We start from the raw sequence: 25,302 nt of genomic DNA, 5'->3' as shown, positions 1-25,302 counted from the left end.
TCAATGGCACTATTGCAACAGTGCCGTTTTATTGAATCAGACCTGCGTAGTCAATGCTCTGATATGCTCTATTCTGTGCAAACTACAACATGAAAGGGGTATATTTATACTCTCATTGAACATCAGAATAAGCCGGAAAAATTGATGGCTTTTAGGTTGTTAAGATATAGTGTGGCAGCTATGCATCGGCACCTTGAGCAAGGTAATAAAACGTTGCCGGTAGTGATACTGTTGTTGTTTTATCAAGGTAAAAATTCACTCTATCCTTACAGCACTTAATGGCTGGATTGTTTTGCTGATGCGGAACTGGCAAAATCTGTCTATATGCAGGTATTTCCGTTGGTTGATATCACAGTGATCCCGGATGATGAAATTTTAACCCATCGACGAGTGGCGCTCATGGAACTGGTACAGAAACATATCAGAACCCGCGATATGCTAGAATTTAGTCAGCAGATAGCTGATTTATTAAATCAGTATGCAATGGGGCCGGAGTTGTTTAAGGGATTAATATATTATATTGTTGAGCGGGGGAATACTTCTCATGCAAAACAATTTTTGCATCAGATTGCGGAAAAAGCGAAAGCGGATGATTATCGGGAGGTCGTAATGACTATTGCAGAACAGCTACGTCGAGAAGGCGAAAAAAAGCATTCTGGAAGGAATTCAAAAAGGAAAAATTGAAGGCATTCAAGAGGGTATTGAGAAAGGAAAACGGGAAGGTGAAAAACAAGCTTCGATGAATATTGCCTGTCAGATGCTTGAAAGCGGTATCGACAGAAAATCTATTATGAAATTCACTGGATTAACAGACCCTGAATTAAGAAACCTATTTAAAGATTAAAGATCTATCACAAAGGAATTATGGTGATATATTTATCTAATATTGGACGACTGATATTAATCAGATTGCTATCGTAAAATGTTAAACAAATCTTATTAATAGAAATTCACAGGTTGAACAAAAATTGAATTGAATGCTTATTCAAAAGATAGGGCGCGAGAAATTAAGTCTACATGCGACAAAACACCCCTTGTTCATCGAAAAAGCTATTTTTGTAAATCAATTCCGATTAGTATGACAATAAATTACATTAACAGTGATGTTGTAGAAATGGTTTTTGGTAAACTTCTTTGCAAGAAATTTCCCCTTACCGTTTAGTCAATGGGAAAAATTCATTTTACCAAAAGCGATACTGAGCAGGGATTTTTAGCTAACAGTGTCTATCAGTCTAAGTCAGAGATCTCATCAATCATTAAGGAATTTTAAGAAAATATCATCATCATTTACAATAGGAACAAATTTAATGCCTAAAAATTTTTTTTCAAATACTGAAAAAAATAATTACATCAAGCAGCATCTGGATAAACAATTAGCGAAATATGACAAGGTAAACTACGTCTACGCTGTGATGAATAAAAAAAACACAGATGACATGATGATTATTAGTGATTTATCTGATGATCTTGTTAATAACTATCTTAATAAAAAAACTCAAGACATTGATCCGGTCATTATTAAGGCATTAAATCAGGTTTCGCCTTTTTCTTGGGATGAAAATATTAAAATTAATTCCATATGGCCAGTTAAAAAAGTCTTTGAACCAATCAAAACACTTAATATTATCGGGCATGCTTTTGTTTTGCATGATCACCTAAATAACTTAGCGATACTATCTCTCTATATAGATAAATTTTTAATAAAGGATATTAATTTTTTTATTACTAGTAATAAAGATGAGCTTCAAGGACTCTTAATTCATACCCATGAAATGTTGATTTCACTATATAAGAATGAAAATACAACCGAAAAGATTATATTTTCACCCCGTGAATCAGAAGTACTATACTGGTGCAGTATTGGAAAAACTTATTCAGAAATAGGCACCATACTTAATATAAGTACTTATACTGTAAAATTTCATATTGGAAATGTTGTAAAAAAACTTGGAGTTATTAATGCCAAACATGCCATCAGCTTAAGTGTAAAACTTAATCTTATTTCTCGTCCACCTGAGGATAACGCATAATCGGATATAATTTAGGGAAACCATCAATACTGATCGGCGAACCAGCATCAATATACCCCCATCGTCTAATTAAGGTTCGTGTACTAAACCTTGTGCATTCAGCGTAACAGGGTAAGTTTTCTTTATCGAGAATAGTATTCAATTCGCTAAATAAATCATTAACTAAGCTTTTACCTCTGAAGGAAGGTTTTACCGCAAGAAGAGATATATAGTAATGACGAAAGGCATGTGGATGATATTGATCAAGTCCGTCTATAAACGCTACGGCTTTCGAATAGTCTGCTCCACACACTTTGCGTAACTGGTTATCAATTTGAGTAAGTTCTTCTTTTGGCATTGGGCTTTGTTGAATAAATCAGAATTAGCCGCCAGGATGGCTCCCTCTGCTACAGCTGTTATCCGATCCTGACGCTGTGTGGCATACCCAACAACGTCATACGGTTCAGCGCTTTGACCATCGCCATTGCTTCACCTACCTGAGCCTCATAGTCACGCAGCCTCAGATGGCCACCCAGCAAAGTTTTTATGCGGAACATCGCTGTTTCTGCCACTGAACGCCGGTGATAACCCACTTTCTTTTTCCACATATCATTACTCCTGCTCAGACGCTGATTCGCCACCGCATGGTTACGTTCATGGTACTTGTCCGGCCAGTATTTCGCTCCGCTTCGCGGCGGGATAAGGGGCCTGATTTTCTTTCTTAGCAACGCATCGTGGCAGTAACAGGCGTCATAAGCACCGTCTGCTGACACTTCCCTGATTTTCCGGTGGGTTTGGTTAATCAGGCCCGGCAGTGCCTGCGCATCTGTCGTTCCGCTGAGCGATAAGTCGGCACAGATAATCTCATGAGTCACACTGTCTGCTGCCAGATGAAGCTTGCGCCACACTCTTCGTCTGTCAGCCCCATGCTGCCTGACTTTCCATTCACCTTCGCCAAAGACCTTCAGACCGGTACTGTCGATGACCAGATGCGAGATTTCACCACGCGTTGGCGTTTTTATGCTGATGTTGACGCTCTTTGCTCGTCTGCTGACCAGCGAGTAGTCCGGACAGCATAGCGGCAAAGACATGAGTTTAAAAATCGAATCAACGAAGCCCTGTAATGCCCGGAGCGACAGGTTAAACACACGCTTCATCATCAGGACAGTGGTAACAGTCATATCGCTGTAGTAAAGCGGCCGGCCACGACCTTCAGGCGAAGAACTGTCAGTCCATCCAGCGATGGCCGACTCATCAAGCAAGACCGTCAGGGAACCGCGTTGTCTGAGTGCCTTGTTGTACGCGGGCCAGTTGGTAATTTTAAACTTTTGCTTTGCCATGGGGACCTGATGTTGAAACGAATTTAGCGATCAGCTCCGCCAATCACCTAAAAGTTCGATTTATTCAACAAAGCCTCGCAACAGGTGAGGAGCTTTCCTGTGTGCAGTTAACTAATTTATTTACAGCATTATCAATTACTGCTTTTTCTTCTTTATTCAATAAATGCGCATCTTGTTTTAATGCAGCCATTAGACTTTCTATTACCCAAGCAGCTTCAACTTTCTGCTCAGCAAGACGACGCTCTACCATATCATCTTGAGCATTAGTGATTGAATCAGTGATCATATTGGCAATTTCTTCATCAGTTAAACCATATGAAGGTTTAACTTGAATCGAAGAACGAACACCGGTTGACTTTTCTACTGCGCTGACACTCAATAATCCATCTGCATCTATTTGAAAAACTACCCGAATATGCGCTCCGCCGGCAGCTAGTGGCGGTATTCCACGTAGGGTAAAACGCGCTAACGAACGACAATCATTAACCATTTCACGTTCTCCTTGGACAATATGAAATGTCATGGCTGTTTGCTCATCTTTAAAGGTAGTAAATTCCTGTGCATTAGCGATAGGCAGTGTCGTATTACGTGGGATCACTTTTTCAACCAGGCCCCCCATGGTTTCTAAGCCAATCGAAAAAGGAGTAACATCCAGTAGCAATATTTCACTATCAGGTTTATTACCAACTAAAATATCTGCCTGAATAGCCGCCACAATAGCAACAACTTTATCCGGATCAATTAAAGTTAATGGTGTAAGGCCAAAAAATTCTTCAACCATAGAAACCACCAACGGTACACGCGTCGAACCACCCACCATGACGACCTGCAAAACATCATCGATATCAAGCGCTGCATCTTTCAATGCGCGACGACAGGTTAATAAAGTGCGTTTGATCAATGGCCAAATTAATGTGTTTAGCTGCTCCCTGGACAAAACCCCTCGCAAACCATTGATTTCAATCTCAGTATGGCTACAAGTCGTTAATGCTATTTTAGCCTGGCTGGCTATATTTAAAATCTGTCGCTGTAGGCGATGATCTTGGCAATCAGTAATACCCGCTTGTTGATATATCCAATCCACCAGCAAATGATCAAAATCATCACCTCCTAATGCCGTGTCTCCGCCTGTTGCTAATACTTCAAATACGCCACGCTGTAACATAAGAATGGAAATATCAAAAGTACCACCACCCAAATCATAAACAGCAATGATACCCTCTTGTTGTGAATCTAAACCATAGGCAATAGCAGCCGCATTGGGTTCATTCAATAAACGTAATACCTGTAATCCGGCCAACCGCGCCGCATCTTTAGTTCTTGACCTTGCGCATCATCAAAATAAGCAGGCACAGTGATCACTACACCTTCTAATCTACCATTCAATGTTTCTTCTGCCCGCTGCACCAACGACTTTAATATCTCAGAAGAAACTTGAATAGGATCAACTTGCCCTATAGCTGTCTGGATCAGCGGTAAGCCATTTTTACTTGCTGTCAATTGGTAGGGTAAATTAGGATAACGTTGCTGGATCTCAGCCAGTGAGCGCCCCAATAAACGCTTAGCTGAAATAATGGTATTAGCCGGATCTTGTTCTACTTTTGCTTGTGCTTGCTTACCTACTGTAATAGCCGTTGGTTGATAACTAACTATTGAGGGTAGCAATTCATATCCTGCTGGATCAGGCAGTGTTTCCGCTTTTCCGCTGCGAACCGTTGCAATCAACGAATTTGTGGTACCTAAATCAATACCAGCGGCTAAACGGTGCTGATGTGGCATAGACGACATGCCCGGCTCACTAATTTGTAATAATGCCATAAAATTTACTCTAAAAACGATTGAATAAGCGCTCTTCCAATTGTTCAACTTGTTGCTGCAACTTATCAAGAAAACGAAGTTTCCGAACAGTATCAGCTGCATTTATCCACTGTTCACTATTTAGTTGTTTTTACATTTCCTGTAAGTAGTTTTTTATTGTTTTAACTAAACTAGAGGAAAACAAGGCTAATGCCTCTTCTGCTTGAACACTGGTTTCGATACACTCCAATTCTTCACGTAGCGCAAGCTGCTCCATCAAAAAAGCCGTATCATGCATAGTATATTGCTCATTATTGATATCAATATCATATAAAGTGAGCATATATTCAGCACGTTTCAAAGGGTGTTTTAAGGCTTGATAAGCAGCATTAATTGTCGCAGCCTGTTGCAGTGCAGATACTTTGTCGCTTTCAGATTGGTTAGCAAAGCGATCAGGATGATACCGGCGCTGTAATTCCTGATAACGGTAAGTTAATTGCTCAAGATCAATAGAATATGAAAATGTCAGACCGAAAAGGGTAAAATAATCCATAAATGCTCTAAGTTGAAAATATTAAATAGACGGTTAAAAAATTTATCACGTCGTCTATTTAGTTTTAGACTTAACAAATAATAAATAAATTCTCATACGTTAAAGCTTTCACCGCAGCCACACTCATTTTTGCTGTTAGGATTGTTAAACTTAAAACCTTCATTAAGACCTTCTTTAACAAAATACAATTCTGTCCCATTGAGATAAACAATGCTTTTACCATCAACAATAACTTTTACGCCTTTGTCTTCAAATACTGTATCGTCTTCATTAATGATATCAACAAATTCAAGCACATAAGCCATGCCTGAGCAGCCAGAAGTCCTAAAGCCTACACTTAATCCTTCACCTTTTCCTCGGTTATGTAAGAAAGTCAGAATACGCTCTGCAGCTTTTTCTGTTAGAGAAATTGACATACAACACCTCTCAATCAAAACCAGTGCAGGCGGATACTATAAACAAAAATAAAATAGCATCACGCCTAAAAGGGATTTTTATATTAATTAATTAATTAATTATTTTCTTTGCCGTTTATTTTTATAGTCTGCAATAGCGGCTTTAATCGCATCTTCTGCCAAAATAGAACAGTGAATTTTAACCGGAGGCAGCTCTAATTCCTCTGCAATAGCCGTATTTTTGATAGTCTCCGCTTCATCCAATGACTTACCTTTCATCCATTCCGTTATCAATGAAATAGAGGCAATGGCCGAACCACAACCATAAGTTTTAAAACGCGCATCTTCGATGATGCCTGCGTCATTAACTTTGATCTGAAGCTTCATGACATCACCGTATGCAGGTGCCCCTACCATCCCACTGCCCACCATTGGATCATCATTATCAAACGAACCTACGTTACGTGGATTTTCATAATGATCAATTACTTTCTCACTATATGCCATATTTTAAACTCCTTAATCCGTCTATTAATGATGAGCCCATTCAATGCTATTAAGATCGACACCCTGCTTATACATCTTCCATAACGGAGAAAAATCACGCAGCCGACCTATCGCATTATGGATTAGCTGGATGGCATAATCGATTTCTTCTTCTGTGGTGAATCGACCAAAGGAGAAACGAATTGAGCTGTGAGCTAACTCATCATTCATTCCCAATGCCCTTAGTACATATGAAGGTTCGAGGCTTGCTGATGTACACGCGGAACCTGATGAGACAGCCAAATCTTTGAGTGCCATCATCAATGATTCACCTTCTACATAGTTAAAACTGACATTCAGAATATGAGGTGCGCCATTTACCAGGGAGCCATTAAGATAAACTTCTTCAATATTCTTAATGCCGTTCCATAAACGTTGGCGTAAGGAATTTAATCTATCAGACTCTACCGCCATTTCTGCTTTAGCAATCCGATAAGCTTCCCCCATTCCTACAATTTGGTGGACAGGTAATGTTCCTGAGCGCATGCCTCGTTCATGACCACCGCCATGTTGTTGGGCTTCAAGTCGAATACGGGGTTTACGACGCACATAAAGTACACCTATTCCCATTGGTCCATACAGTTTATGTGCTGAGAAAGACATTAAATCAACTTTTAGTTTACTCAAATCAATCGGTAATTTACCTACCGCTTGGGTAGCATCAACATGAAAAAAAATTCCTCTATTGCGGCAAAGTTCGCCAATAGAGGCAATATCTTGAATGATTCCAATCTCATTATTGACATGCATGCTAGAAACCAAAATTGTATCATCACGCATAGCCGCTTCAAGTTCATGTAAATCAATAAGACCACTATTTTGTGGTGAAAGGTAAGTCACTTCAAAACCTTCACGCTCAAGTTGACGGCAAGTATCCAACACCGCTTTATGCTCGGTTTTACTGGTAATGATATGTTTACCTTTTTTCTGATAGAAATTGGCAACCCCTTTCACTGCCAGGTTATCTGATTCAGTCGCTCCTGAAGTAAAAACAATCTCACGCGGATCCGCATTGACTAATTCAGCAATCTGATTTCGCGCAATATCAACAGCTTCTTCAGCCCGCCAGCCAAAACCATGAGAGAGCGATGATGGATTACCAAAATTGCCATCCATTGTCATACACTGGATCATTTTTTTAGCAACACGGGGATCAACCGGTGTAGTCGCCGAGTAGTCTAAATAAATCGGTAGTTTCATTAACTCACTAGCTCCATAAGACGAAAAACGTCTCAAAATTTTATCACTTTGCAATTATTCTATTTTGTAGAACCGTGCAATTTATGCTCGTATATTAATAATGGGTTTGGATTGATGAATCGCTCTCACATGGTGTTTATCGTTATCTTGACGATCAGCAACTTCTTGTACTTCTTGATTATTGACCAATTCTTCTAAGCTAATATTACTAAGAAAACCCGTAATACGGTCACTTAAATCACGCCATAGTGCATGGGTCAAACAACGCTCTCCACCTTGACATCCTTCTTTTTTTCCTTGACAACGAGTTGCATCAACAGACTCATCAACAGCAGAAATCACTTGAGCGATAAAAATATTTTTCGCTTCCCGACCTAATAAATATCCGCCGCCAGGGCCACGAACACTGGAAACCAGTTCGTTTTTGCGAAGTCGAGAAAAAAGTTGCTCAAGATAAGAAAGAGAAATGCCTTGACGTTCCGATATATCAGCCAATGGCACAGGCCCTGTCTTTGAATGCAATACCACATCCAGCATGGCTGTTACTGCATAGCGTCCTTTAGATGTGAGTCTCATAATATATCCCCATAGTTAAATGTGACAAAAATTGTGTCATTCCAGAGTGTTTTAGTCAACTATTTAACCTATTAATTTAATCAACTATTATTTATGCCATTTTTCAATTGATGTGAGAATGCCACGCAAAATATGGAGTTCCTGCACTTCGGGACGCGCTCGAGTAAATAAACGTCGCAATTTATTCATGATGTGCCCGGGGTGACGCTTTCTGATAAATCCAGATACATTAAGCACTGCTTCAAGATGGTTATAAAATCGTTCTATATCCTCAAATGGTGGATATTGTACCCTATCTTCATTATCTACCGAGGATTTTTTTTCATTTATTGCTAGGTATGCCATACGAATTTCATAACTGATCAATTGAACAGCCATTGCTAAATTGAGTGAACCATATTCAGAGTTGGTTGGAATATGAAGATGATATTGGCATCTCTGTAGTTCTTCATTTGTTAAACCAACTCGTTCGCGGCCAAAAATGATAGCCACCGGAGAATTTATTGCCTGGCGGAAAGTTTTTTCGCCACATTCGCGAGGAGTTACCTGTGGCCATGATAACGTACGATCGCGCACACTCGTTCCAATTACCAAGCTGCATCCAAGCAAAGCTTGATCTAATGTTTTCACGATAGTCGCTTGACCAATAACATCACTGGCGCCAGCTGATAATGCAATAGCCTGTGCATCCGGCAATATGAGTGGATTAACTAAGTACAAATTAGTTAGTCCCATCGTTTTCATCGCACGGGCAGTTGATCCCATATTTCCGGTATGCGAGGTTTCAACCAAAATAATGCGAATATTTTCTAGCATGATTGTCTGTATTTGGTGTTAATAATCAGGCTATTCTACCACAATCATAGTCATGTTGACGAATCTATGTTATACTGCCGAACTTGCTTAAACCTTGCCTTGTTCTTTAACATTCCAGTGGAAATAACCCATGCATCCAATGCTAACTATTGCTATACGGGCAGCTCGCCAAGCAGGTAACTTTATTGCTAAAAGCTATGAAAAACCTGACTATATCGAAATAATGGCAAAAGGACAAAATGATTTCGTGACCAATATTGATAAAAAAGCAGAACAAATTATTATTGAAGTCATTCAAAAATCTTATCCTACTCATACCATTATTACCGAAGAGAGTGGTCAAATACTTGGTGAAAAAAATGATATTCAGTGGGTTATTGATCCTTTGGATGGCACAACCAATTTCACTAAACGCTTACCCCATTTTGCCGTCTCCATCGCAGTACGTATTAACGGCCGTACAGAAATCGCCGCTATTTATAATCCTATGCTTAATGAGCTATTTACTGCGGTACGTGGGCAAGGTGCACAATTAAACGGTTACCGCCTTCGTCTTAAAAATAATAATGAATTAGAAGGGGCAATTATTGCTACGGGTTTTCCTTTCAAAGCGAAACAACATTCAGCTGCATATATTAATATTGTCGCTACACTATTTAAAAAATGCGCCGATTTTCGCCGCATAGGTTCAGCGGCTTTGGACTTAGCTTATGTTGCTGCTGATCGTGTCGATGGCTTTTTTGAGATTGGCTTAAAACCGTGGGATTTTATGGCTGGAGAACTATTGGTGCGTGAAGCTGGTGGAATTGTAACCGACTTCGTTGGCGGACATAATTATCTCACCTCTGGCAATCTGCTAGCTGGCAGTCCACGGATAGTGAAAAAAATGGTGCTAGAAATGCAGACCGAGTTAAGCGATCCATTGAAATGCTAAACAATGCGCTTAAAAAGCAATAGCCACAGGTATATTGAGTTAATAATGTCTTGATGGCGTAACTTTGTCATTTACTAATTGGTGAAGGCTGCAAATGGTAAAAATTCACCATGGCTTTAATTAGTTAAATAAACCCGCTAAATATTTTCAATACTTACTCTTGTTGTCGGTGATTTATTGCTTAATTGGATATAAAACCACTATTCCTTTTCAGGCATTAAGGGGTATTTTAATGATTGGCCAGCTTGTTTAGTTTTAATATAAAAATTTTTATCTGCATAGTTGGTTAATATTTATCTGTTATTCAAATTAAATGAACTACTCTAACTTAATTGTTTGGCTATTCCATCGCATTTAATGATGTTATTTTTTTATTCGGGCGAATAAATAGTGCTGGAATGGCAATCAATACCATTAACCAAAATACCCAGTTATGGTGAAAAGGGCTTTGTTGAATAAATCGAACTTTTAGGTGATTGGCGGAGCTGATCGCTAAATTCGTTTCAACATCAGGTCCCCATGGCAAAGCAAAAGTTTAAAATTACCAACTGGCCCGCGTACAACAAGGCACTCAGACAACGCGGTTCCCTGACGGTCTGGCTTGATGAGTCGGCCATCGCTGGATGGACTGACAGTTCTTCGCCTGAAGGTCGTGGCCGGCCGCTTTACTACAGCGATATGGCTGTTACCACTGTCCTGATGATGAAGCGTGTGTTTAACCTGTCGCTCCGGGCATTACAGGGCTTCGTTTATTCGATTTTTAAACTCATGTCTTTGCCGCTGTGCTGTCCGGACTACTCGCTGGTCAGCAGACGAGCAAAGAGCGTCAACATCAGCATAAAAACGCCAACGCGTGGTGAAATCTCGCATCTGGTCATCGACAGTACCGGTCTGAAGGTCTTTGGCGAAGGTGAATGGAAAGTCAGGCAGCATGGGGCTGACAGACGAAGAGTGTGGCGCAAGCTTCATCTGGCAGCAGACAGTGTGACTCATGAGATTATCTGTGCCGACTTATCGCTCAGCGGAACGACAGATGCGCAGGCACTGCCGGGCCTGATTAACCAAACCCACCGGAAAATCAGGGAAGTGTCAGCAGACGGTGCTTATGACGCCTGTTACTGCCACGATGCGTTGCTAAGAAAGAAAATCAGGCCCCTTATCCCGCCGCGAAGCGGAGCGAAATACTGGCCGGACAAGTACCATGAACGTAACCATGCGGTGGCGAATCAGCGTCTGAGCAGGAGTAATGATATGTGGAAAAAGAAAGTGGGTTATCACCGGCGTTCAGTGGCAGAAACAGCGATGTTCCGCATAAAAACTTTGCTGGGTGGCCATCTGAGCCGGCGTGACTATGAGGCTCAGGTAGGTGAAGCAATGGCGATGGTCAAAGCGCTGAACCGTATGACGTTGTTGGGTATGCCACACAGCGTCAGGATCGGATAACAGCTGTAGCAGAGGGAGCCATCCTGGCGGCTAATTCTGATTTATTCAACAAAGCCATCTATAGATTGAAAATTTAGCTGTAAAAATGGATGATTGTCTATCATCAAATGACGATTATCCAATTTCACGGTTTATGCCATTTGCTATTTATATAAAACTTTAATAACAAAATAATAGAGATAATTCAATAGCCATTGAATATATTTTTTCTTATTAAACATATGCTTAGCTGCATATCGATATTGGTTGGAGGTTGATGCCGCAATAAGAGGGGTCGTTTTCCAAGGAGATTTTTCTTTTATTGTAATAAACAGATCTGTACTGGGATATTCAGACCAATTATTCCATGGCTTGGTTGGGCCAATATAATGAATGAATTTTACATTATCAATGGTAGGGAATAATGTTCTATTTTTTAATTCATAATTAATACTAAATTGGGTATTAAATTTTTTCTCTAAAAATAAAACTTGATTTACCAGAGATATATTTAATGCATCCTGATCATAAAATATAAATTTTGATTTTGTCTGATCATCAAGTAATACATTTATCGTATTCTCAGTTACTTTATTTTTATACCACTTATCGGTATCGATCAGCATAACGCCAGAGTTAAAGTAGCCATTAGCTATTGCTGGTGTTGCTAGCATTTCAGCCCGTTTTTTCCATAGGTATTGGTCTCGGTCAGCGACAGCCGCAATAATATGATAGCTTAAATTGATGGTGAATAATTCTGATATATCACCCGAACAAATAATGTCTGAATCTAAATATAATATTTTATTTATTTTTTGGTGAAAATAATTTGCAATGATAAAGCGAAAATAGATTGCATGAGACCACAATTTATTGGTTGGTAATTTTTTTAGCTGCAGAGTGTCGATAAGTAATATTGTTATTTTTGTATTATATATTTTTGTTAGTTCATCATATTTTTTCAGTTCATCTGCAGAAATCATATCAGTGAATATATAAAAGTGGAAGGTATAATCTTTATTAAAATGTAGAATCGAACAGATAGAGATCGCAGTACCAAGAGAGAAATTAATATCTGCGCCGTAAGCAATATGAAACTGGCAATTTTTTACCTTAGCAGATGAAAATTCATAGCTTGTTAATATCATCTCCTTACTATTGAAATACATTAAGTTTCCTTTTGGAAAAGCTGGCATTAATTTTATCGTAAATTGTTACTGATTCTAGCGTTAGTGGAAAGAAAAAACCATTGCTATAACCATTATACTTTATAAAAATTGATTAATAATCATTATATTTTTTAGAAATGAAGAAAAATTTATATCTTATTGAAAGTAAATATAATATTTTTTAGTGATGAGATGTTTTAAAATGGTTTCTGATCTGTTGCTAATCAGTTTTTTTCTTATGTTAAATTAAATCATTATTTGAAAATATAAGATGAATTAGTTTATGTTTTGATTTTTATGATAGATAAATATCCATAATGGGGATTTGTTGAATAAATCAGAATTAGCCGACAGGATGGCTCCCTCTGCTACAGCTGTTATCCGATCCTGACGCTGTGTGGCATACCCAACAACGTCATACGGTTCAGCGCTTTGACCATCGCCATTGCTTCACCTACCTGAGCCTCATAGTCACGCAGCCTCAGATGGCCACCCAGCAAAGTTTTTATGCGGAACATCGCTGTTTCTGCCACTGAACGCCGGTGATAACCCACTTTCTTTTTCCACATATCATTACTCCTGCTCAGACGCTGATTCGCCACCGCATGGTTACGTTCATGGTACTTGTCCGGCCAGTATTTCGCTCCGCTTCGCGGCGGGATAAGGGGCCTGATTTTCTTTCTTAGCAACGCATCGTGGCAGTAACAGGCGTCATAAGCACCGTCTGCTGACACTTCCCTGATTTTCCGGTGGGTTTGGTTAATCAGGCCCGGCAGTGCCTGCGCATCTGTCGTTCCGCTGAGCGATAAGTCGGCACAGATAATCTCATGAGTCACACTGTCTGCTGCCAGATGAAGCTTGCGCCACACTCTTCGTCTGTCAGCCCCATGCTGCCTGACTTTCCTTTCACCTTCGCCAAAGACCTTCAGACCGGTACTGTCGATGACCAGATGCGAGATTTCACCACGCGTTGGCGTTTTTATGCTGATGTTGACGCTCTTTGCTCGTCTGCTGACCAGCGAGTAGTCCGGACAGCACAGCGGCTAAGACATGAGTTTAAAAATCGAATCAACGAAGCCCTGTAATGCCCGGAGCGACAGGTTAAACACACGCTTCATCATCAGGACAGTGGTAACAGCCATATCGCTGTAGTAAAGCGGCCGGCCACGACCTTCAGGCGAAGAACTGTCAGTCCATCCAGCGATGGCCGACTCATCAAGCCAGACCGTCAGGGAACCGCGTTGTCTGAGTGCCTTGTTGTACGCGGGCCAGTTGGTAATTTTAAACTTTTGCTTTGCCATGGGGACCTGATGTTGAAACGAATTTAGCGATCAGCTCCGCCAATCACCTAAAAGTTCGATTTATTCAACAAAGCCCTAAACAGATTAACTAATGTATGATCTTATATTGATTATAAATAATATATTGTTAATAAAATAAACCTCGATAATAGCGTTATTTTTAATGAAATAGCTGTTTTTTAAGCACAAATCATATTATAAAAGATGGCTGTGGTTGATACATTAATAATCAACCATTGCCATGGTAACTTTATAGTAGAGAATTATAGTACATTGATTTCCCAATTAGCATCTTCATTTGCTAAAAAAGGAATTAAATGATTTTCACCTTGGGAAATTTTGTCAGGGATAATTACTTTTTTACGTTTAAGTTCAATAAACCCTTCATTAACAGGTAAGCCATAAAATTTAGCGCCGTTTAATGAACAAAACGCTTCAAAGTTTTCCATCGCATTCATTTCATCAAAAACGGTAGCATAAGCTGCAAGGGCCGTAGGTGCATTAAAAACACCGGCACAACCACAGGCAGACTCTTTTCTATTTTGTGTATGGGGTGCAGTATCTGTGCCAAGGAAAAAGCGTTGACAACCTGTTGTTATTGCTTCAAGTAATGCTTTTTGATGGATGTTGCGCTTTAGAACAGGTAGACAATATAAATGAGGTTTGATGCCACCAACTAACATATGATTTCTGTTAAACATTAAATGTTGTGGTGTGATGGTCGCAGCCAGCTTTTCATTAGCAGCCAGTACATATTGAACGGCTTCTTTAGTGGTAATGTGTTCAAACACAATTTTTAGGCTGGGGAAATCTTTTCTAATAGGCTCCATCGTTTGATCAATAAAATAGGCTTCGCGATCAAAAATATCAATATCACTGTTTGTGACTTCACCGTGAACTAATAGTGGCATACCTATTTTTTCCATTTTGGCAAAAACGGGATAAATATTGGCTATCTTTGATATCCCATATTTAGAGTTAGTCGTTGCGTTGGCTGGGTAAAGTTTACAGGCAGTAAATATCCCCTGATTGAAGCCTTCTTCTACTATTTGGGCGTCAGTGGAATCGGTTAGGTAGCAGGTCATTAATGGTGTAAATGAATGTTCTGCAGGGGTCGCGTTAAGGATCCTTTCTCGATAAGATTTTGCTTGATCAATATCAGTAATTGGCGGTACCAAGTTTGGCATAACAATAGCTCGACAAAAAAATCGGCTAGTATAAGGCACAACAAGTTTTAATATATCATCATCTCTAAAATGAACATGCCAGTCGTCTGGGCAGCGAATTTTAATAGTTGTCGTGATTTGGGTCATTAAATTGACTCCATCTTAAAAGTAGATAATGAAAAAGATGAGTTTTGAGTATGTTAACTAGAGATGATAAAGTGAAAAAAGCAAAATAGCTATATTAAATAGCAGATTAACCTGTATCAAACTAATAAGTTATAAAAGTAATAACAAAAGTATAAGCTAAGATTGTTTGGCTCCTCCAACTGGGATCGAACCAGTGACATACGGATGAACAGTCCGCCGTTCTACAAACTGAACTATGGAGTAATTGGCTGTGCGCTTCACAACGAGCGGAATAATAGCGGGGCTTATCTTAGTTGTAAAGTGTAAAAATGAAAATAATCACTGTTTGGTCATAAGGTAATCAAGAACCAAGATTTTAGATTTAAAAATCCGAGTCTTATGTTGTAGAAGTTTAAAAAATCGACCAAATTGAGTGGCTTATTTTGTATTAGCTAAAAGAATTGGATGAAAAACAAGTAAATTTTGGCGGCGGATAATTATGGTATGTTAACTAAAAAGTAAAAGCCCGCAAGATTGCAGGCTTTAAGTATTTGGCTCCTCCAACTGGACTCGAACCAGTGACATACGGATTAACAGTCCGCCGTTCTACCGACTGAACTATGGAGGAATTAAGCAAGCTAAAAAAGCTGGCTGCATACTAACGATGTCCTGCACCACTGTCAACGTTAAAAATATAATATCTTTACTGTTTGTTTATACTGTAATCAAATTGCATCAAAAATAAACTATTTATCTGATATTATATGAGTTTTATATGAATTATGAGCGATTTTTTATTGAATTAGGTGGGTATGCAAGTAGATATATATCATAAAATGTTATTTTGCTTTTTGCTTGATAAGACGTTTTAACTCGGTTGTGATTGCATTGTTGATAGTTGGCTCAGCAAGTATTTTATTAATCGCAGCATCTGATACTTTTTCAGTAACAAACCATTCACCATTGTAACATACACGTAAATCCAGTATCCCAATATCCTTAAAGCGGTATGTTGGTTTGATATCAAACAGTAATGCAGCGGCGAGCAAAAGAAAAAAAAGTGTAAAACCGATTGTCCAGTACAAACCAAAGTACGAGGTATGATAGATTAGAATCGCTGTTAGCAAGTAAGTCATGACCATTCCTATACATAGGTATGGATGGGCAGTAATAAACTGCCAATTTAGATAAGGCCTATTATTACGGTTTTGCTGTTTATTTATTTGGCAGAGATTTTCATTCAGGATTACTTTTATCATATCCATGATATTTACCTTAATTGATTAGATTTATAGATGAATCTAAACCCTGAGACTAGTATATTAAATTGCTTGAGTTATCGACATATCTTTTTTCTTTTATTTTAAACAAAATTTCTATTGATTAGGAATCGTCACAAACAGAAAAAAAATTTATATTTATGGATTTATTTAGATCATTTTGATTTTTTTATTAATTTATTGGGTTAACGAAGAATATTCTTGAAAAAATTCGATTTTTTTCTTAAACAAAAGCATAAAACTATTGATATTATTAACTACTCGTGCGTTAATGGGAGGAAGCCTAATAAACAGATCTATTTTATTTACGACATTTAAGTTAATGTGTTATGAGTAGCGTTATCCTTGATAGCCTTTCGACCGTTTCTTGCTGAGTGCTTCCATGAATTAAATAGTGATTTAGGCTTTTGTATACCTGCCGAAAGCGGCAATGTTTATTAGTTATATAGGAAAAGGCAAATGTCTGACAAAATGAAGGGTCAAGTGAAGTGGTTTAACGAATCTAAAGGCTTTGGTTTCATCACTCCTTCTGATGGTAGCAAAGATGTATTCGTTCACTTCTCTGCCATTCAAGGAAATGGATTCAAAACCCTGGCTGAAGGGCAAAATGTAGAATTTACTATTGAAGATGGTTCGAAAGGCCCAGCTGCAGCGAATGTAACTGCTCTTTAAGATTAGTTAAATAAATGGATTTCTTGAAGCATGTCGTGCAAGCGGCAGGCTTCTTTATTATTTTGTAGTAAAATTTTTTGGTACAACATTCAATTTTTTGGCATAACCGATGAAAATCAATGATAGCGTTTTAGTAAAGACTGATGGCGAGCAGATGCGAGAAGGCATTATTCGATTAATAGAGCCTTTTAATGAGGGAGTAATGTATTTAATTGAGTTGCCTGAATATCCTACTGGTATTTGGTTTTTTAATGAGAATACGGCAGGTGCAGGTATTTATGTGATACCAAAAGAGAGTGACTAAATATAAATTAACATCTTCCTAACCTAGTGAATTATTATTTCTGCACTGAATATCTTTGCCATAGGTAAAGGGTTTTTAAAGCTGATTAAATTGATAATTGTTTTAATAAATAATTTATAACTAAATATGCTTTATCACGACGATAAACGTAAAGAGCTAAAAACTGAACTAGAAAAAATCTAGGCTGAGATGAAAATTTATAGTGTTGTTCAATCGGAAATTAATAGCGCATTATCGGCAGCCAGTTCACAAAATATTTATACCGATTACCGCGGCATAAATTTAATGAATTACCAGCTTTATGGTTATTCATCACAAGCAGAATTTAAAACTAAAGCGGAATATCAGTTACTACAAAAAATAGTGTCATTCTCAACTACCGTGACGATAAGGCAATTTTTACTCAGTGCCGATAAAAATAGCGGCGCGATGAGTCGGGTTGAGGACTCTTATAAATATGATAAGGATAATAACCGGCTAGCTAATTTTTCCACCATGGTGAGTGATCGTTCTCGACCACTTTCTGACAGTATTAGTGAAAAAACCACTCGATTGAATGATATTAGTGGCCGTTATAACGCCGCTATCGAAGCACTCAATCGTTTTATTCAAAAATATGACTCAGTTATCCAGGATATTCTGAGAGCAATTTAAGGAAAGCATATGGGACAGCAAATGCAAATGACAGCAGGTAATATGGAAACAGAAATTAATTCTTTTCTAACTAGTGGCGGCACGTTGGCGATGTTGAAAGAGGTTTCGGCTGACTAATTGGAGCAATGTTATACGCTGGCTTATAACCTTTATCAATCCGGTAAAGAAGAAGATGCAATGGCGGTTTTTCAATTGCTTTGTATGTTAGATCACTATGATAGTCGCTTCTTTTTAGGTTTAGGCGCTTGCCGTCAGGCGACTGAAAATTGGAGTGCGGCGTTAGAAACTTATAGTTTCGCCACTTTTTTAGATGTGAATGATCCCCGTTTTCCGTTTCATGCGGCGGAATGTTTAATGCAGTTAAGTGATTTCGATGGTGCTCAGTCTGGTTTTGAATCGGCACGTTTACTAGCGACCGGTAAGCCGGAATATGAAGAAATTAAATTACAATCTGAAACCATGTTGGACGTGATTAATATAAAAAGGGAACAGCAAAATGAGCGCAATAACCACTAAAACCCGATACCACTAGTATTCAGAGCCTGGTTAACAATACTCCTATTACGCCAATAGCCAAAAAGACGACGCCTAATATTGCATTGGAAAAAAATCCGGCAATATCTGCAACAAAGCCTTCGCAGCAACCTAATCGGGTGTTATTGCCAGAACCGAATGCCAATTTGACGGCCAAATCAGCGAGTCATGACTCACTGTTAGCAAAATTGAATGTTTTACAACAGGAAGTATTACCGCCAATTGATGTGAAATCATCACTTAGACTACTTTCGCTGGCATGAACTTCACCTGCTTCGTTTGAGGTGGAATTAAGTAAAGTTACCAGTGAATTACAGACTAATCAGCAAAAGTTGAAATTAGAAGATATTCAACGCATCAAACAGCAAAATGCCTTAAAAATGGATGAAAATCAGGCCAAAATCCAGGAATCGGAAGATGCTGTAAAGGAGTCGCAAAAATCGGGTTTAGCAGCCAAAATATTTGGTTGGATCAGTACTGCTGTTTCCGCAGTTGTCGGTGCTATTTTGGTAGCAACGGGTGTCGGTGCGGTGGCCAGTGCGGCAAACCAAATTGTACAGGAAGCGGTTGCCGCTGTTTTGATAAGCCATGAAACCATGAAATGGTTAGGACCTACCTTGATGGGAATACAGATTGCAGTTGGGATTTCTTCTATTGCCGTTAGTTTTGGCGGATCAGCTGCGACAGCCATTGCTCAAGTAGGTGCTAAAATTGGTGGTAAAGCGGCTGAGGTTACCGCTAAATTGACAGGTATGGTTTCTTCTGGAGTTACAACAACAACTCAATCGGTGGCTAATAATGTTAAAACAGGCTTAGAAGTGGGTAATTTAGTCGCGGATGTCGGTGAAACGGCCTCACAATTGGCCAGTTCTATCACCCATAGTATCGCCAGTGGCAAAATAGCTGATGCTAAGATGCTCGAAAGTGTGATGGCGATGAGTCAAAGTATATTAGATAAACTAAATAGTGATTTAGCAAAAATGACCGATGATTATCAGCAGGTGATGGAAACACTGGCGCAGATGATCCATGAAAAAGGCGAAGTATTGCGTGAATTAGTAGTTCTCCCAAGCACAATTTAATTGTATTAATTGGTTGTCATTAGCTATTAATAAGGAGATTCATATGGCTACTATCAATAATAATGTGCAACACCGTCCACTTGCTAATACTGATGTTGCAGCACCGGTAGCGAAAAATACAGCAGCAAATAAAGTGAAATTAGCAGCCAAGGCTGAGATACAAACACCACCTAAAATCCAGCCAACGATAAAACCTTCTGCTGATGGTGTTAAATTAGCGGCACCCAAATTGGATCTGATTAATGCCAGTCAATTGTTAAGCACCGCTACTTAATTGATGGATTGTATTGCTTTGTTGGTTAAAACTCAGCAACAGGTTCGGCAATCAAATGATGCGGTTGCCAGTAATCAGGCGACGGCGGCAGCTGAAAGTCAGAAAAAACAGGCGCAGGAGATGGATAAAAATTCGGATTGGCAGTTAGCCTTATCCATTGTTTCCGGGGTATTAAACTTCGGCATGTCAGCATTAAGTGCAGTATCGGCTTTTAAGGCCAATAAAACTCAACAACAGAAGAATAATGTACAGCAATCAATTAATGAACTTACCGAACTGGTTAAGACCAAAACGAGCCAATTGAAGGATAAGACATTATCAGTCAAGCAAAAAGATAATTTAAAAGTTGAAATAACGAAATTAAATGATCTGAATAAAGCTGATAAATTGCAACTGAAAACGTTGAATGATGCGAGCGCAGCTACTCACAAGTGGTTCGATTTAGCTAACTCGGCATTGCAGCAAGCAAGCATTTGTGTTGATAAATTTAGTGGTGTGATGGAGACGAAATCGCAACAAAGCGTAAAGCAAGAACGGGCAAAAGAAAATACAGCCCAACAAGTGCAGCAACAAAATCGTAATACAATGGGTCAGTTAGATAATATTACTGTTAAGTTAAAATAACTAATGATGCAAATTTCTGAAGGCCAATATCAGGCATTGCGTGCTGCCACTCCAGCTGCTTAATATATATCCATCAATCTATCATAAAAGCAGAATATATTGATATTCTGCCTTTTTTTAGTAAAAAATTAACGAAATATGACAGAGAAATGACAATTCAGGCGTGAGTTTAGGACTAAATTGCCTGGAGAGAAATATGGACGTTAGAGATTGCATTGATCAGATTTTTGGCCAGTTTAGTAAGAAATATCAGTTGCCACTGTTAAAACTTAATCAAGAAGGTATTGCGGCTTTACGTTTTGATGAAAAATTACAGGTTTGTTGTATTTTTCTGCAGGAACAAGAGCTGCTTGCATTGCAAATAGATATTGCTGATTTATCGGAAGCCAGTGAGGGAATTTTTCGTCAGTTGGCCAGTTTTAATGGCTATTGGTATCAATTTAATCTGCATTTTGGTTTCGATGAAACCAGCTTAAAAATCCAATTATATAGTCAAATAACAATCTCAAATTTAACATTAGATAAATTGGAACATCAATTAACGTCAATACTCGATCATGCTGAATTTTGGCAGGAATTATTGTGCGAACCAGTAAAAAAGGCAGTTTACAAAGGACAATTTCAAGGAATGAAGGTTTAATCTAGTATGGAAATTAATAAAATATCCTCATATCAATATCATAGTGATCAATCCATTTCGTCGAGTTATTTTCAGGGCAGAAAAATGACGCTAGTTGAATCGGCCAATTTAAGTAAATTGAATCAGCTAGAAGGATTAACGTGAATTTGTAAAATGGATTTATCGCAACAAGCGCATTTGGAGCGTTTAGTGCAGGGTGTTCATCGGCCTTTATCTGAATACGACATAACAGTTCCATGAAGCATTACGCTATATTGGTTGCTATATTCTGTTTAACCGGCTGTATTCATTATCAACCCAATGATCCGTTAAAAACTGTTGTAATGAGTAAAGTCACGATGCCTGTGCGACTGTATAAAACAGCAGAGGTTAATATTCGCTTTTACGCCCAAAATAATGGGCGATTATTGCTAATTAATCAATTACAGTACCGTTTGGATTTACTGCCGCTTCCTTTTACTTTTACTGTTCCTGAAATCTACCAAGCTCAGCAAAAAATTTATCTACAGGCAACGTTAGCTTGGTCGGATAGTCAATTTGTTCAGGCAAATTACCAACAAGTCATCGATAATGAAAAAAAGCTTACTATCAATCTGCAGCCGAAACCCTGTTATCCTGATTGTCAATATTAGTATCGACTAGTCGCATATGTAACAGCGGAAAAGGGTTGCCTTCGCCATCTAATTCAGAGTGATCATAAATCCGAAAACCATGCCGTTGATAAAAACCTATCGCTTGTTTATTTTGTTCATTAACATCGACTTCATTGACGGCAAAGTTAGTCACAGCATATTGCAGCAATGCTTTGCCAATACCCTTACCGCGTGAAATGGTAGAGATAAATAGCATTTCTAACCGATTTTCTTTAGTTGCCATAAAACCGGTAATGTTATTATGGGCTTTGTTGAATAAATCAGAATTAGCCGCCAGGATGGCTCCCTCTGCTACAGCTGTTATCCGATCCTGACGCTGTGTGGCATACCCAACAACGTCATACGGTTCAGCGCTTTGACCATCGCCATTGCTTCACCTACCTGAGCCTCATAGTCACGCAGCCTCAGATGGCCACCCAGCAAAGTTTTTATGCGGAACATCGCTGTTTCTGCCACTGAACGCCGGTGATAACCCACTTTCTTTTTCCACATATCATTACTCCTGCTCAGACGCTGATTCGCCACCGCATGGTTACGTTCATGGTACTTGTCCGGCCAGTATTTCGCTCCGCTTCGCGGCGGGATAAGGGGCCTGATTTTCTTTCTTAGCAACGCATCGTGGCAGTAACAGGCGTCATAAGCACCGTCTGCTGACACTTCCCTGATTTTCCGGTGGGTTTGGTTAATCAGGCCCGGCAGTGCCTGCGCATCTGTCGTTCCGCTGAGCGATAAGTCGGCACAGATAATCTCATGAGTCACACTGTCTGCTGCCAGATGAAGCTTGCGCCACACTCTTCGTCTGTCAGCCCCATGCTGCCTGACTTTCCATTCACCTTCGCCAAAGACCTTCAGACCGGTACTGTCGATGACCAGATGCGAGATTTCACCACGCGTTGGCGTTTTTATGCTGATGTTGACGCTCTTTGCTCGTCTGCTGACCAGCGAGTAGTCCGGACAGCACAGCGGCAAAGACATGAGTTTAAAAATCGAATCAACGAAGCCCTGTAATGCCCGGAGCGACAGGTTAAACACACGCTTCATCATCAGGACAGTGGTAACAGCCATATCGCTGTAGTAAAGCGGCCGGCCACGACCTTCAGGCGAAGAACAGTCAGTCCATCCAGCGATGGCCGACTCATCAAGCCAGACCGTCAGGGAACCGCGTTGTCTGAGTGCCTTGTTGTACGCGGGCCAGTTGGTAATTTTAAACTTTTGCTTTGCCATGGGGACCTGATGTTGAAACGAATTTAGCGATCAGCTCCGCCAATCACCTAAAAGTTCGATTTATTCAACAAAGCCGTTATTATGCTCATCCACTGACATGTAAACATCAATATTGGGTAAATAGTTCTTTAAAATTAAGGGGCGTAATGTGGCTATCATTTTTTCTGGAAGGAAATCGTGGGTAGCGCGTACCGAATGTTCCCAAACTATGATTAATTGAGCAAAGTCGCTGCTGGTTGCCCGTTTAATATGCATATATTTTTCCTTGCTATAAAGTTAGTTATATTAAAGTCTATGATTTTGGTTTAAGGGCCATGAAATTAAATTTTTCTCAATTGCGGTAGACTGACCGGATTTTAAAAGCAGCAATCCAGCTATACCCGCAATTTAACATTGAACGCAGCCATCATATTTTATTTCATCAGTGATTGGGTAATTTTTCACTAAAAATAAGAACGTTTATTGTGGGCAAATGTTGGTAAACGTCTTCTCAGCACTGAATAATCCTCGCAGCAAGCCGCTAGGTTAACATAACGATGTGACTTTAATACACGATAGTAGCTTGCATCTTGATTATTATTGGCGATGGTATTGACTTGGCGAGAAGTAAAATATTGCTACTTAATTAGTATTATTTTAACTTTTTTTATTAACAAACCGGGCTAATTAGATCAATTTTTAGCTAATTTCACTAAAGCTAGCGGAATATAATAAATCTTTACGGCAAACTTGATATTTCATTGCACTAAATCATTGTATAGTGAGTGCCTTAACGGTATTCAGAGCTAAATATGGCATAAGGATTTATGTGTATCCTAATAGGGAATGCGGATTTTTACTCTGTTTACCGTTAGTTTCAATTACGCCTTGGTCTGCTATTAATTTCAATATAAATTACCTTTCTGTTGTTTTAATCACTATATCAATACCAGAGCCTGTTGATATTCTATACTAGTAGTGCAGTTTAATAATTTTGGTTAGGTATCTATGATGAGTTTATTAGATAAGAATGAAAACATTTAGTGTTAGAGAAAATTGTTGTCTTTATTTTATCTGGTTCCTATGGGTGCTAGTAGTGGCGTTGTATATAACAAATGTGATTGCAAAGACATGGTTTTTTGTTTTATTTTTTTCATTCGTTCTTATCCTGCTATTTATCTTTATAAGAGAGAGGTTATTCACGATGTTTAGACATAAAAAGTCAGATATTTCCAATACAAATATATGTGTAATGAAAAGTGATAAAAAAAGTGATCCTAAACAAAAAGAGGTAACAATTATTTCAGAAGAGAGTTTTTTTAAAGGTAACGTTACTATTTCAGGTGATATTCATGTTTGGGGACATATTAAGGGTAACGTCAAAGTAACTGAAGGAACTATCCACATCATGCAGGGTGGAAAAATTGAAGTTGAAATTGAAGCGCCGGATATGATTATTGATGGTTTGGTTGATGGAGCTTGCTTGGGAAATAACCTGGATATCCTGGAACATGGTGAATTGCGAGGGATCAGTCGAGTCAGTCATATGTAAATTAAGCGTGGGGGTATATTCATAGGCCAATCTGAGAAAATTGAGCATCAATCGGAAAAAGTAATAAAATTAGAAGCTATTGAAGAGATACCCAAAAGTAAATGAGCATTTTTTGCTAACGTGATAGAATGCGGTGTTATATTGATAGTGAAAGCTTTTTCGATTCGTAATGCATGGTTATTATCCTAAAGAATCCTCGTTTAATTTTAAGGGAATGGCGAGAAGCTGATCGGCTCCCTTTTTATCGTCTTAATAGTGATCCTGATGTTATGCGTTATTTCCCACACTTACTTTCAAAAAAACAAAGTGATGCTTTCATTGAAAGTATTAGACAGAAATTTATCCAACAGCAAGGTTGGGGATTATGGGCGGTAGAGTTGCGTGCACAGAAGCAATTTATTGGATTTGTCGGACTCAATATTACCGCATATGATCTACCTTTTATGCCTTGCACTGAAATTGCTGGCGATTAGCTAAGCC

Annotated in this window: 29 protein-coding genes, 1 tRNA gene and 4 pseudogenes; 17 read left to right on the top strand and 17 right to left on the bottom strand. The window is 38.9% G+C overall.

Going from position 1 to position 25,302, the window contains the following annotated elements; translation table 11 throughout:
- Window positions 1-3: 3 nt before the first annotated feature.
- From E3U36_RS10400 to E3U36_RS10390, 3 genes and pseudogenes are all read left to right on the top strand, one after another.
- A pseudogene (locus E3U36_RS10400) lies at window positions 4-684 on the top strand (Rpn family recombination-promoting nuclease/putative transposase).
- Complete coding sequence (locus E3U36_RS10395; protein WP_180816476.1) at window positions 617-844, top strand: Rpn/YhgA-type helix-turn-helix domain-containing protein; 228 nt, start codon at window positions 617-619, stop codon at window positions 842-844. The pseudogene E3U36_RS10400 and the gene E3U36_RS10395 overlap by 68 nt, the downstream one beginning before the upstream one ends.
- Window positions 845-1,307: 463 nt before the next feature.
- Window positions 1,308-2,030 (top strand): helix-turn-helix transcriptional regulator, encoded by a 723-nt coding sequence (locus E3U36_RS10390; RefSeq protein ID WP_180816475.1) that lies wholly within the window; start codon window positions 1,308-1,310, stop codon window positions 2,028-2,030.
- Here E3U36_RS10390 and E3U36_RS10385 read toward each other — a convergent pair.
- From E3U36_RS10385 to trmJ, 9 genes and pseudogenes are all read right to left on the bottom strand, one after another.
- Complete coding sequence (locus E3U36_RS10385; protein ID WP_180816474.1) at window positions 1,999-2,367, bottom strand: hypothetical protein; 369 nt, start codon at window positions 2,365-2,367, stop codon at window positions 1,999-2,001. The genes E3U36_RS10390 and E3U36_RS10385 overlap by 32 nt on opposite strands.
- Before the next feature lie 58 nt (window positions 2,368-2,425).
- Window positions 2,426-3,349, bottom strand: a complete 924-nt coding sequence (locus E3U36_RS10380; RefSeq protein WP_180816473.1) for an IS5 family transposase — start codon at window positions 3,347-3,349, stop codon at window positions 2,426-2,428.
- A gap of 144 nt (window positions 3,350-3,493) precedes the next feature.
- Window positions 3,494-5,167 (bottom strand): annotated as a pseudogene (hscA, locus tag E3U36_RS10375) (Fe-S protein assembly chaperone HscA); the annotation flags it as partial.
- Between the two features lie 10 nt (window positions 5,168-5,177).
- Window positions 5,178-5,699, bottom strand: a pseudogene (gene hscB, locus E3U36_RS10370) (co-chaperone HscB).
- Between the two features lie 92 nt (window positions 5,700-5,791).
- The gene (gene iscA / locus E3U36_RS10365; RefSeq protein ID WP_180816472.1) at window positions 5,792-6,115 is read right to left on the bottom strand and encodes an iron-sulfur cluster assembly protein IscA; all 324 of its coding nucleotides are present in this window, start codon (window positions 6,113-6,115) and stop codon (window positions 5,792-5,794) included.
- Between the two features lie 99 nt (window positions 6,116-6,214).
- Window positions 6,215-6,601: a Fe-S cluster assembly scaffold IscU gene (iscU, locus tag E3U36_RS10360; protein ID WP_180816471.1), complete on the bottom strand. Its 387-nt coding sequence runs from the start codon at window positions 6,599-6,601 to the stop codon at window positions 6,215-6,217.
- Between the two features lie 24 nt (window positions 6,602-6,625).
- A complete protein-coding gene (locus E3U36_RS10355) occupies window positions 6,626-7,840 on the bottom strand; it encodes an IscS subfamily cysteine desulfurase (RefSeq protein WP_180817633.1) in 1,215 nt (404 codons plus the stop codon).
- 81 nt (window positions 7,841-7,921) lie between these two features.
- On the bottom strand, window positions 7,922-8,416 hold the full coding sequence (gene iscR / locus E3U36_RS10350) for a Fe-S cluster assembly transcriptional regulator IscR (protein WP_180816470.1): 495 nt from the start codon (window positions 8,414-8,416) through the stop codon (window positions 7,922-7,924).
- An 87-nt stretch (window positions 8,417-8,503) separates the two neighbouring features.
- Window positions 8,504-9,232 carry a tRNA (cytosine(32)/uridine(32)-2'-O)-methyltransferase TrmJ gene (gene trmJ, locus E3U36_RS10345; protein WP_180816469.1) on the bottom strand — a complete coding sequence of 243 codons (729 nt, stop codon included), beginning with the start codon at window positions 9,230-9,232 and terminating at the stop codon, window positions 8,504-8,506.
- A gap of 130 nt (window positions 9,233-9,362) precedes the next feature.
- Between trmJ and suhB the strand changes: the two genes are divergently transcribed.
- Window positions 9,363-10,166 carry an inositol-1-monophosphatase gene (gene suhB, locus E3U36_RS10340; protein WP_180816468.1) on the top strand — a complete coding sequence of 268 codons (804 nt, stop codon included), beginning with the start codon at window positions 9,363-9,365 and terminating at the stop codon, window positions 10,164-10,166.
- A 340-nt stretch (window positions 10,167-10,506) separates the two neighbouring features.
- On the opposite strand, the gene E3U36_RS10335 is transcribed toward suhB, so the two are convergent.
- The gene (locus E3U36_RS10335; RefSeq protein WP_180816467.1) at window positions 10,507-10,692 is read right to left on the bottom strand and encodes a hypothetical protein; all 186 of its coding nucleotides are present in this window, start codon (window positions 10,690-10,692) and stop codon (window positions 10,507-10,509) included.
- On the opposite strand from E3U36_RS10335, the gene E3U36_RS10330 reads away from it, so the two are divergent.
- A complete protein-coding gene (locus E3U36_RS10330; RefSeq protein ID WP_180816466.1) occupies window positions 10,686-11,609 on the top strand; it encodes an IS5 family transposase in 924 nt (307 codons plus the stop codon). The genes E3U36_RS10335 and E3U36_RS10330 overlap by 7 nt on opposite strands.
- A 143-nt stretch (window positions 11,610-11,752) precedes the next feature.
- On the opposite strand, the gene E3U36_RS10325 is transcribed toward E3U36_RS10330, so the two are convergent.
- From E3U36_RS10325 to E3U36_RS10305, 5 genes and pseudogenes are all read right to left on the bottom strand, one after another.
- A complete protein-coding gene (locus E3U36_RS10325) occupies window positions 11,753-12,784 on the bottom strand; it encodes a glycosyltransferase (RefSeq protein WP_180816465.1) in 1,032 nt (343 codons plus the stop codon).
- A gap of 350 nt (window positions 12,785-13,134) precedes the next feature.
- Window positions 13,135-14,058, bottom strand: a pseudogene (locus E3U36_RS10320) (IS5 family transposase).
- A 263-nt stretch (window positions 14,059-14,321) separates the two neighbouring features.
- The gene (gene pyrC / locus E3U36_RS10315; protein ID WP_180816464.1) at window positions 14,322-15,371 is read right to left on the bottom strand and encodes a dihydroorotase; all 1,050 of its coding nucleotides are present in this window, start codon (window positions 15,369-15,371) and stop codon (window positions 14,322-14,324) included.
- Window positions 15,372-15,902: 531 nt separating this feature from the next.
- Window positions 15,903-15,978, bottom strand: a tRNA-Asn gene (locus E3U36_RS10310).
- A 211-nt stretch (window positions 15,979-16,189) separates the two neighbouring features.
- A complete protein-coding gene (locus E3U36_RS10305; RefSeq protein WP_238337453.1) occupies window positions 16,190-16,615 on the bottom strand; it encodes a YlaC family protein in 426 nt (141 codons plus the stop codon).
- A gap of 474 nt (window positions 16,616-17,089) precedes the next feature.
- Here E3U36_RS10305 and cspE point away from each other — a divergent pair, with 474 nt between their 5' ends.
- The 9 genes from cspE to E3U36_RS10260 all read left to right on the top strand — a co-directional run bounded on the left by cspE (window position 17,090) and on the right by E3U36_RS10260 (window position 22,046).
- A complete protein-coding gene (cspE, locus tag E3U36_RS10300) occupies window positions 17,090-17,302 on the top strand; it encodes a transcription antiterminator/RNA stability regulator CspE (protein ID WP_026823671.1) in 213 nt (70 codons plus the stop codon).
- 109 nt (window positions 17,303-17,411) lie between these two features.
- Complete coding sequence (gene dsrB, locus E3U36_RS10295; protein ID WP_180816463.1) at window positions 17,412-17,606, top strand: protein DsrB; 195 nt, start codon at window positions 17,412-17,414, stop codon at window positions 17,604-17,606.
- Window positions 17,607-17,795: 189 nt separating this feature from the next.
- Window positions 17,796-18,260: a virulence-associated V antigen gene (locus E3U36_RS10290; RefSeq protein WP_304488602.1), complete on the top strand. Its 465-nt coding sequence runs from the start codon at window positions 17,796-17,798 to the stop codon at window positions 18,258-18,260.
- Window positions 18,261-18,377: 117 nt separating this feature from the next.
- On the top strand, window positions 18,378-18,776 hold the full coding sequence (locus E3U36_RS10285; protein ID WP_304488601.1) for a SycD/LcrH family type III secretion system chaperone: 399 nt from the start codon (window positions 18,378-18,380) through the stop codon (window positions 18,774-18,776).
- A gap of 302 nt (window positions 18,777-19,078) precedes the next feature.
- On the top strand, window positions 19,079-19,876 hold the full coding sequence (gene sctE, locus E3U36_RS10280) for a type III secretion system translocon subunit SseC family protein (RefSeq protein ID WP_180816462.1): 798 nt from the start codon (window positions 19,079-19,081) through the stop codon (window positions 19,874-19,876).
- Window positions 19,877-19,919: 43 nt separating this feature from the next.
- Window positions 19,920-20,150: a hypothetical protein gene (locus E3U36_RS10275; RefSeq protein ID WP_180816461.1), complete on the top strand. Its 231-nt coding sequence runs from the start codon at window positions 19,920-19,922 to the stop codon at window positions 20,148-20,150.
- A gap of 3 nt (window positions 20,151-20,153) precedes the next feature.
- A complete protein-coding gene (gene sctB, locus E3U36_RS10270; protein ID WP_238337558.1) occupies window positions 20,154-20,774 on the top strand; it encodes a type III secretion system translocon subunit SctB in 621 nt (206 codons plus the stop codon).
- A gap of 163 nt (window positions 20,775-20,937) precedes the next feature.
- A complete protein-coding gene (locus E3U36_RS10265) occupies window positions 20,938-21,414 on the top strand; it encodes a type III secretion system chaperone (RefSeq protein ID WP_238337452.1) in 477 nt (158 codons plus the stop codon).
- A gap of 236 nt (window positions 21,415-21,650) precedes the next feature.
- Window positions 21,651-22,046, top strand: a complete 396-nt coding sequence (locus E3U36_RS10260; protein WP_238337451.1) for a YscW family type III secretion system pilotin — start codon at window positions 21,651-21,653, stop codon at window positions 22,044-22,046.
- Here E3U36_RS10260 and E3U36_RS10255 read toward each other — a convergent pair.
- Together E3U36_RS10255 and E3U36_RS10250 are read right to left on the bottom strand one after the other, a co-directional pair.
- Window positions 22,003-22,344, bottom strand: coding sequence for a GNAT family N-acetyltransferase (locus tag E3U36_RS10255; RefSeq protein ID WP_500784362.1), 342 nt, complete (start codon window positions 22,342-22,344; stop codon window positions 22,003-22,005). The genes E3U36_RS10260 and E3U36_RS10255 overlap by 44 nt on opposite strands.
- Before the next feature lie 23 nt (window positions 22,345-22,367).
- Complete coding sequence (locus E3U36_RS10250; RefSeq protein WP_180816457.1) at window positions 22,368-23,291, bottom strand: IS5 family transposase; 924 nt, start codon at window positions 23,289-23,291, stop codon at window positions 22,368-22,370.
- On the opposite strand from E3U36_RS10250, the gene E3U36_RS10245 reads away from it, so the two are divergent.
- The 3 genes from E3U36_RS10245 (at window position 23,285) to E3U36_RS13500 (ending at window position 25,295) form a co-directional block, all read left to right on the top strand.
- Window positions 23,285-23,476: a hypothetical protein gene (locus tag E3U36_RS10245; RefSeq protein WP_180816456.1), complete on the top strand. Its 192-nt coding sequence runs from the start codon at window positions 23,285-23,287 to the stop codon at window positions 23,474-23,476. The genes E3U36_RS10250 and E3U36_RS10245 overlap by 7 nt on opposite strands.
- Window positions 23,477-24,300: 824 nt before the next feature.
- Window positions 24,301-24,822, top strand: a complete 522-nt coding sequence (locus tag E3U36_RS10240) for a bactofilin family protein (RefSeq protein WP_180816455.1) — start codon at window positions 24,301-24,303, stop codon at window positions 24,820-24,822.
- A 173-nt stretch (window positions 24,823-24,995) separates the two neighbouring features.
- Window positions 24,996-25,295 carry a GNAT family N-acetyltransferase gene (locus tag E3U36_RS13500; RefSeq protein WP_439647268.1) on the top strand — a complete coding sequence of 100 codons (300 nt, stop codon included), beginning with the start codon at window positions 24,996-24,998 and terminating at the stop codon, window positions 25,293-25,295.
- The last annotated feature ends 7 nt before the right edge of the window (window positions 25,296-25,302 follow it).

Origin of the sequence: Arsenophonus endosymbiont of Aphis craccivora (assembly GCF_013460135.1) — a bacterium.
GTDB lineage: Bacteria > Pseudomonadota > Gammaproteobacteria > Enterobacterales > Enterobacteriaceae > Arsenophonus > Arsenophonus nilaparvatae.
The sequence above is the reverse complement of the archived record's forward strand: the minus strand, read 5'-3'. Positions and strand labels throughout refer to the sequence as shown.